Source organism: Bacillus sp. m3-13 (genome assembly GCF_000175075.1).
GTDB lineage: Bacteria > Bacillota > Bacilli > Bacillales > Bacillaceae_I > Sutcliffiella_A > Sutcliffiella_A horikoshii_C.
The window spans coordinates 1-8,922 of the sequence record NZ_ACPC01000024.1 but is presented as its reverse complement, the minus strand read 5'-3'; the positions used below and the strand labels follow the sequence as shown (position 1 = coordinate 8,922).

Below are 8,922 nucleotides of genomic sequence, written 5' to 3'. Positions count from 1 at the left end.
TCTCCGCGAAGTGCTACCTCCCGCAGGAGTCTTCGCCATGTGCTTCAATCACCAGCTAGGATATCTGCATAGGAACAGAGAATCTTCATCCATTTATAATCCGTTCTTTTTTGCTTCTTCCCAGATAGCATCTAATTGTTCTAATGATAGATTCTCGAAGGAGTGCCCTAATTCCTTTACCTTCTTTTCAATAAAAGTAAACCTGCGGTAAAATTTCCGGTTGGTTAGGGCCACCGCTTCTTCTGGATCTATTTTATAGTATCTTGCAATGTTGACGAGAGCAAAAAGTACGTCTCCGAATTCTGCGGTCACAAGTTCAGAACTTGAATCCTTTGCCAATTCTTCCTGCAACTCAGCGATTTCCTCGTTTACTTTATCCCACATTGGTGCAACATCATCCCAATCGAACCCAACTTTGCCGGCTTTTTTCTGATATTGGAATGCTTTCGTAAGATTAGGAAGCCCTTTTGCAACGGAATCTAGAATGGACTGCTCGGCCCTTTCTCCTTTTTCCTCGGCTTTGATGGCTTCCCAATTGTTGATAACATCGTCTGCATCCTCAACAGAAGTGTCTGCAAATACATGAGGGTGTCTGCGGATCATCTTCTCATTGATCCCCTCTATCACATCTTCTATGCTAAAGTACCCTTCATCCTCGCCAATTTGGGCATGTAGCAGTACTTGTAAAAGAACGTCCCCAAGTTCCTCAATGATTCCGTCTGTGTCTTCCTCATCAATGGCATCGAGCAATTCATATGCTTCTTCGATTAAATATTTTTTTAAAGATTCATGCGTTTGCTTCTGATCCCATGGGCAGCCACCAGGACCTCTTAATGTCGCAATGGTTTTTCTAAAAGAAGAGAATTGTTTATAAAGAACCTCCTCCTCTTTCACTGCAGGGACATAGACGCTTGTCAGATTATTGATTTCTGCCACCCTATCAAGTTCGTACAATGGTACCTCTGTAATCTGTTCTAAGCAAGATCCCGCTGCCGTTACAATCGTCACGGGATAATCATCCGGCAACATCTCCATCAAGGTAAGCTTCACTTCTGATGCAATGAAGGCATCATATACCTGGCAGAAGATCATCGCCTGGGTCGGTTCAATCGCTTCTTTTATAAGCGCAGTTGCATCATGAAATTGAAAGCCGTCAATTGGATCAAGCCCTACTGCTGTAAACATCGGGTCAAGGAAGCTTTGTCCGCCTTTAATGTCGAGAGTAATACTGCCTTCTTTCTCTTTTTCGAGCAAGATTTGCACGGTTTTTTCCGCCACAAGCGGATGGCCAGGAACAGCATACACAATTTCCTTATCTGCACTAAGATTGATCAGTTCTTCTGCAATTCTTTCATATACTGTGCCGAATGTGCCTTCCTGTTCATAGATGGCATCAAACGACTCGTAGGTGAGCCCTTCCCGTTCAAGCTCCTCAATAACAGGATGCTCTTTCGTTCGAAGGTAAAGATGTTCGGCCTTCATTAATTGCTTGTACACTCCCATCGGAAGCTGTTCAAGATCCCCTGCACCAAGTCCCAGAACCTTTATCATATTCATAAATGGACACCAACTTTATAATTATTTTAAAAGCTTCACCAATTTCTTTCCTAGTGGGAGAAGCATAAGTTCTTCTTTTGTAAAAAAGTGATTTTTTATTAAAATTAACAGGTAGGTGAATCCGCCGATTATCACTCCCACTATGCTTTGGAAGGTGGCCATCTTACGGCTATCCTCTATCAGTGAATCTGTCAGAAGCAGATAGACTGTCAACACGGCAGACATCATCGCGATGCTTACAAGCAAGGGAACGGTTGGCATTCTCTCAAAAATAGAAGTGCCTGTCTTCTTTTTTAACGCCAGGATCATCATGGTGGCGACCGAACTGAACGCCAACAATGTACCGATTGCCGCTCCCAATGTCGAATGGGCGGGAATCAATAGGACATTAAGCAAATATTTAAAGCCAATCCCGATACTTACGAAAAGAGCCGGAAGATAAGGGTTGCCAAGCCCCTGCAAGATAGCAGCTGCTGTCAGGGCAATGCTGCAAAAGAGAATCGACAAACCAAGTACCATTAGAACGTGGTAGCCGTTTTCATTGGAAAAAAGCATCATATTCACCGGTTTGATCAGCCAGGCAAGACCCACTGCTGCTCCCGCTCCCACTCCAATACTGACACGGATAGAGAGACTTATCTTTTCTTTCACTTCCTTCCCCTTAGAAAGAATTATGTATGGGACAAGAGATAGCGAGAATGCCGTCGCCACTACCGTTCCAAGCTGAATAAGCGGTTGTCCCCTGTCATAGACCCCTTTAAGCTCTTTAGCTTGTTGTTCGTTGATTCCTGCTTCCAATAACCCCGCGTAAATAGTGAACGCGTCTACCATCTGAAAAAGAACCAGCAATAGCGAGCTGATGCAAATGGTAAAGCCTTGAAGCATCAGAACCTTTACAATAGACTTCGAAGTCGGAAGCACATTTGAAGGTGCAGCCGTATGCATGTGCTTCCTTTTCCTCTTTTGATAAAAGACCAACAGAGCAAGTACGGCTGCAAAGCCCCCAATGACAGAACCGAATATGGCACCTGCACCTACTTCATAGAGGGAAAATCCCGCGTTCATAAGCAGATAGGATAGCACCAAGATCGTCCCTACTCTAATTACCTGTTCACTGACTTGCGAAACGGCTGTCGGTGTCATTTCCCCAAGTCCCTGAAAGCTTCCTCTCCAGACAGAGACCAAAGGCAACACCAAAAAAGAGAACGCAACAATTTTAATTAATATGGAGAGTTCCAGATCTCCCATAAAAGCTGCCAAGTGGGTCGCACCAAAGTAAAGCAACAGGAAAAAGCTCAAACCCAAAAGTGTCAAGAAACTAAAGGACACCCAGCGTATTTTCCGTGCCGCTTGCTCCCTTGTGCTCTCTGGGTGTTCTGCGATGATTTTAGAAATGACAACCGGAAAGCCATATGTAGATAAAATGATAGCCACCCCATAAAAGGGATATACCTGCTGATAAATATAAAAGCCGACATCTCCTACGATGTTTTGAAAAGGAACGCGATAGGCTGCACTGAGGATTTTAATGATGATCCCTGCAATGGTAAGAATCATGGCGCCTTTCCAGACCTTTTGATAGGAGTGTGGTGATAAATCATTCATAAAAAAGCCCGCCTTAAAGGTATTCGTACAATTGTATAATTATAGCATATTAGCAAGGTTTAGAGACATAAGAAAAGAAGCAACAGACACGCATGCCCGTTGCTTCCACTTAATTATTATTGCTCCATCTGTCTTGCAAGGAAGCCTGCAGCTGTTTCCACTGCTTTCTGTTCCACTTCTCCAAGCGACTTATCTTTGGACATGATCACCACTGCCCCAATCGGATCTCCGTTCGCCACGATAGGTCCAATGGTATAAGAAGAAAGTGGTTCAACGTGCCCGTCGACAATGGCCAGCTGCTGTTCATCCGTTTTTAATACGGAATTGCGATCTTCCATGGATTTCTCCACGACTTCGCTGATGCTTTTGTTCAAGTATTCCTTTTTCGAGCTCCCAGCGACAGCAATAAACGTATCGCGATCACAGATTAACACCGGGTGGCCCAGGCTATCATAGAGAGCTTCCGCATATTCCTTAGCGAAATCGCTAAGCTCACTAATTGGAGAGTATTTCTTTAAAATAACCTCTCCGTCCCGGTCGACGAAAATCTCAAGCGGGTCACCCTCGCGAATACGCAAGGTTCTTCTTATTTCTTTAGGAATTACAACGCGACCTAGGTCATCAATACGACGTACAATACCAGTTGCTTTCATTTCTTAGGTTGCCTCCTTCATCCGATGATAAAAAGAGATGAGTTAAATTGGTGGAATTGATCAATATGTCCTGCTTTTGAAGAATTCACCATTCGTTGAAGTTAGTATCCTACACTCAGGGAGTTATATACATGTTGGAAATGTTTTTTTCTGATAGTAAATTCCCCCAGTATTTATATAGACGTTTCTTCACAAACTCAAACCTATGAGGAAGCATTCACGCTTTCTTTTTTTACTTTTTCTAGCCCTTTTATCATGGAAATGGCCACCTGTATCCACTCTTCTGTCGCAGAACGTTTCGTCTGGATGACAATCTTCAGGTGTTTTCCTTCCATACCGAGGCTCACCATCCTGCCAAACTCATTCCCTAATAAGAATAGCTTTTGACCATCAATAATGGCGCTTGCTTCCTCTGAAAGAAGAATGACCAACTCTTGTTTTGTTTGTTTGATGGAATCCACTTTTTCCTTTAGACCATAGACTCTCATCTCTGATACTTGGAATAAATAATCGACCTCTTTTGGGTAGTTTCCGAAACGATCTTTCATTTCATCTTGAAGCTCTAAAAGATCCTCTTTAGACTCTAATCCGCGGAAACGCTTATACATATCGATCTTTTGCTTACTGTCCGGGATATAGGACTCAGGAATGTACGCATCAAGCTCCACATCAATGGAGATTTCATGCGCCTTTTTCGCATTTTTCGCGCCTTGGCGCTGCTCGATTGCTTCTTTTAGCATCTGGGAATACATATCAAATCCAACTGAATCAATAAATCCGTGTTGCTGGGCACCTAACAGATTTCCGGCTCCGCGAATGGAAAGGTCACGCATGGCAATTTTGAATCCTGAACCAAGCTCTGTGAATTCCTTGATAGATTGCAGGCGTTTCTCGGCCACTTCTGTGAGCACTTTATCTTTTCGATATGTGAAATAGGCATATGCGACTCGATTGGACCTTCCTACGCGTCCTCTGAGCTGATAAAGCTGGGATAATCCCATTCTATCTGCATCAAAGACAATCAATGTATTAACATTTGGAATGTCCACACCTGTTTCAATGATGGTCGTACTAACAAGCACTTCCGCTTCTCCTTCAAGAAACTGAATCATCACCGACTCTAGTTCGTTTTCGGTCATTTTTCCATGTGCATAGGTGACACGCGCTTCTGGAACAAGCATGGAGATCTCATCCGCTTTTCGCTCGATATCTTCCACCCTGTTATATAAGAAATAAATTTGACCGCCTCGGGCCAGCTCTCTTTCAATCGCTTCCTTTACCAGGTTCCCGTTATATTCCATCACATACGTTTGTACCGGGAAACGGTTTTCCGGCGGTGTCTCAATGACAGACAAGTCACGCACCCCGAGCATCGACATATGAAGGGTCCGCGGAATTGGCGTTGCGGTAAGGGTAAGCACATCGATATTAGCTTTAAGCTGTTTAATTTTTTCCTTATGGGTAACTCCAAAACGCTGTTCCTCATCAATAATTAACAAGCCTAGGTCTTTGTATTTAATATCTTTGGACAATAATCGGTGTGTCCCAACAACTATATCCACCGTTCCATTTCCAAGCCCTTTCATCGTTTCCGTCTGTTGTTTTCTTGATCGGAAACGGCTCAACAGGCCTATATTAATAGGGTAATCTTGGAATCTTTCCCTGATCGTTTCATAATGCTGCTGTGCCAAAATGGTGGTTGGAACCAAAATGGCTACCTGTTTGCCGTCTGTAATCGCCTTAAAGGCAGCCCTGATGGCAACTTCCGTTTTACCATAGCCCACATCTCCACACAGCAATCGGTCCATCGGGCGAGTTTTTTCCATATCCAATTTGATTTCATGGATGGATCGCAACTGATCTTCTGTCTCCTGATAAGGGAAGGTTGCTTCAAACTCTCTTTGCATTTCTCCATCTGGTGAAAAGGCATGACCGACACTCGCTTCTCTTTCGGCATATAGCTTAATCAGGTCATCTGCAATGTCTTGGACAGACGACTCCACTTTATTTTTTACCTTTTTCCAGTCGGTTCCACCAAGCTTATAAACTTTCGGTTCTTTCCCTTCAGAACCTACATATTTCTGCACCTGATCTATTTGCTCAACAGGGACATAAAGTTTATCAGAGCCTTGATATTTAATATGAATATAATCTTTATGAAGGCCATTAATATCTAGTGTTTCAATTCCTAAGTATTTACCGATTCCGTGGTTGATATGGACCACATAGTCCCCAACATTCAATTCGGTGTAATTTTTAATTCGTTCTGCGTTCGATAGCTTTTGTCTGTTTTTAGGCTTTTTTGCTTTCTTCTTAAAAAGCTCTTCCTCTGTAATGACCGCAAGCTTTTGCATCGGTAATTCAAAACCTGATTGCAGGTCTCCTTCCACAAGTTGGACCTCGCCATGGGCAAAGGCCGACCCTTTGGAAAGCTTTCTTATATCCATTTCATAATCAGCAAACACTGTCTCTAACTTTTCCATCCGCTCTTGGTTGGAAGCAAGGACCACAATTGCATAGTTTGCTTTTCTCCAACGCTCAATTTCCGATTTTAGCAGGTGCATCTGCCCGTGGAAATGCTGCATGCTCTTAGAAGACATATTAATCAAGTTTTCTGGATGAGTATGCGGCACTGCTCGTAAGAAAAGGGATAGATAAAGAAATGGTTGCTTTTTGCTATGTACAATTTGGGCAAAAGAATGGGAAAACTTCAGGTCATGGACCGCTTTTCCTTCTGCCAATAGCTCTACAAGCCACTCTGCTTCCTCTTTATCAAGACTTTCTGCCGTTTCATGGACTCTGCTGATTTCATCCATGATCACTATTCCGCCCCGAGGAATGTAATCTAGTAAACTAGCTGGTGAACTGTAAAAGAATGAAAGATATTTGTACAGCTCTGAAAACACTTGTCCGTTGCGTATTTGTTCTAGCTCATAGGAAATATTTTCCGTTAACAGCTGTTTTACTTTATCATTTTTCATCTTTTTAATCGTTTTCGCCAGTTCTTTTTCAAGAACCTCCCGGCCATTGGCAAGCTCTTGATCTGTAAGGAGCATTTCCGTTGCAGGGCCAATCGTCACCATAACCATATGTTTTTGAGAACGTTGATCTTCTACCGTAAAATAACGGATCGACTCTACTTCGTCATCAAAAAGTTCAATCCGAATGGCATATTCCTCTGTGATAGGGTAGATGTCGATGATTCCGCCTCTAATACTGAAATCTCCTGGCGTTGCAACCATTCCTACCCGCTGATATCCGAACCTGACTAGACGTTCTGCTAAGTTATCGAGTTCCAACGTCTTTTCTACTTCAATGGTCAACAACGTTTGCTGCCATTTTTCTTTTGATGGGAGTATTCTTTTTAACCCTGCGATGGGTGCGATAATAATCCCATTATTTTTAGTAGCCCAATGGTTAAGGGCCTCTACGCGCTGTGCTTTAAGTTCTGGACTGGCGATACCGATTTCTGCCGCCAACACATCGTTTACAGGGTAAAGATACAGTTGATCCTCCGGCAGGAAGCTTGCCAAATCATCATACACCTTTTGGGCATGAAATAAATTATGGGTGATGAGCAGGATTGGCGCCTTTCTTTCTTCATACAACGCCGCAATTAACATGGACCTCGCCGAATTAGAAATTCCTGAAATCAACTGTTCTTGCAACCCCTCTTGCAGGCCAACCAAAACCGACTGGAAATCATCATTTTCACTGAAATATGGAATAAAACCCTTCATGACAAACACCCTCCCCTCTCTATGATTAATGTTTTATATTCTGCTTTTTTATCATTGAGCTTCTCAGACGCAAAAAGGCTTTGGTGTCTCACCAAAGCTAATTTATCTGCTCTATTGTATGAACCGTTCTTGTTCATGCCAGTCAGGATTCCGGTCAAGGGCTTCCTGGCAATCCTCACAAATCGTTTTAACATGTACATCACCATTTTGTTGATATGCTATCATTTCATGTCGTTCTGTATCCGATAGTTGATGAAAACCCAGTTCTTCTGAAAATACCGATTTGGAATCGATGGTGCCGACTTTATAGCCGCAATGTCTGCAATGATAATGGATAGCCATCTTTTTCCCTCCACTTTTCTGCAAGGCCTAGAAAATGGCCTCTTTTACCAATAGTATGAACAGTGGGAAACATTGTTATACAAGGTGTGTTGGGTTTGAAGAAGCTCAGAAAAACTACCTTAACATTCTATTACTGATTAAAAGTGTTCATTACTTGAAGGAATTCTTTTGACAAGTTTTCTTCACAAGCTTCTGCCGCTTTTTTTATGCTGTCATCGATTGCCGGACGCTCTTCTGTTTGGAACTTCCCAAGTACATAATCCGAGATGGACGGTCCGTTTTTCGGACGGTCAATGCCCATTCTAATACGGTTGAAATTCTGGGTCTGTAGGTGCTGTATCAAGGACTTAATTCCATTATGCCCCCCGGCACTGCCCTTTTGGCGAAGACGCAGCTTTCCGGCTGGTAAATCTAAGTCATCATATATTACCACAAGATCCTCTACATCTAGCTTATAGAAGTCCAATAACGGGCGAACACATTCCCCCGATAAATTCATATATGTAAGAGGCTTCACTAATAGTACTTTTTCGCCGTTTATAGTACCTTGTCCGAAAATCCCTTTGAATTTGGACTGTGTTAATGGGATGTTCCATTTGTCTGCTAATTCATCTATTACCATAAATCCGATATTGTGCCTTGTTTCTTCATATTGACGGCCTGGATTTCCAAGCCCCACAAATACTTTCATTATTTTTCCTCCTGAAACGTCTTGCTCTTTACCAAATAAGGATTGCAAAAATTTTTTCATGAATACCTCCCACAAACCTATTCGCTATCTTTCATTTTACTTGAACATGGGGTGAAAAGGAAATGAGAAGGGGTCTAGTCGATTAAAACAACTCTATATTACTGGAGTTTAGAAGCCACTGGGTGGTTAAAGTGCGCTATACGACTGTTTGCGCGTTTTCTTCTTGCCTTCGGGCGTATAGAAGCATTCTATTTAACCGTTTACCGCTTTTCCTCGTGCCTTCGGGCGTATAGAAGCCCTCTATTTGACCGTTTACCGCTTTTCCTCGTGCTTT

Annotated in this window: 6 protein-coding genes; all 6 read right to left on the bottom strand. The window is 42.7% G+C overall.

Annotated elements, in window-relative coordinates:
• Positions 1-93: 93 nt before the first annotated feature.
• Entirely contained in the window at positions 94-1,557 is a 1,464-nt protein-coding gene (gene yabN / locus M313_RS0116790; protein WP_010191399.1) for a bifunctional methyltransferase/pyrophosphohydrolase YabN, read from the bottom strand.
• A gap of 21 nt (positions 1,558-1,578) precedes the next feature.
• Complete coding sequence (locus M313_RS0116785; RefSeq protein WP_010191398.1) at positions 1,579-3,162, bottom strand: putative polysaccharide biosynthesis protein; 1,584 nt, start codon at positions 3,160-3,162, stop codon at positions 1,579-1,581.
• 116 nt (positions 3,163-3,278) lie between these two features.
• Positions 3,279-3,815, bottom strand: coding sequence for a stage V sporulation protein T (spoVT, locus tag M313_RS0116780; protein ID WP_010191397.1), 537 nt, complete (start codon positions 3,813-3,815; stop codon positions 3,279-3,281).
• A 203-nt stretch (positions 3,816-4,018) separates the two neighbouring features.
• The gene (gene mfd / locus M313_RS0116775) at positions 4,019-7,555 is read right to left on the bottom strand and encodes a transcription-repair coupling factor (RefSeq protein ID WP_010191395.1); all 3,537 of its coding nucleotides are present in this window, start codon (positions 7,553-7,555) and stop codon (positions 4,019-4,021) included.
• A 111-nt stretch (positions 7,556-7,666) separates the two neighbouring features.
• Positions 7,667-7,897: an anti-sigma-F factor Fin gene (gene fin, locus M313_RS0116770; RefSeq protein WP_010191394.1), complete on the bottom strand. Its 231-nt coding sequence runs from the start codon at positions 7,895-7,897 to the stop codon at positions 7,667-7,669.
• A gap of 130 nt (positions 7,898-8,027) precedes the next feature.
• On the bottom strand, positions 8,028-8,588 hold the full coding sequence (pth, locus tag M313_RS0116765) for an aminoacyl-tRNA hydrolase (RefSeq protein WP_010191392.1): 561 nt from the start codon (positions 8,586-8,588) through the stop codon (positions 8,028-8,030).
• Positions 8,589-8,922: the final 334 nt, after the last annotated feature.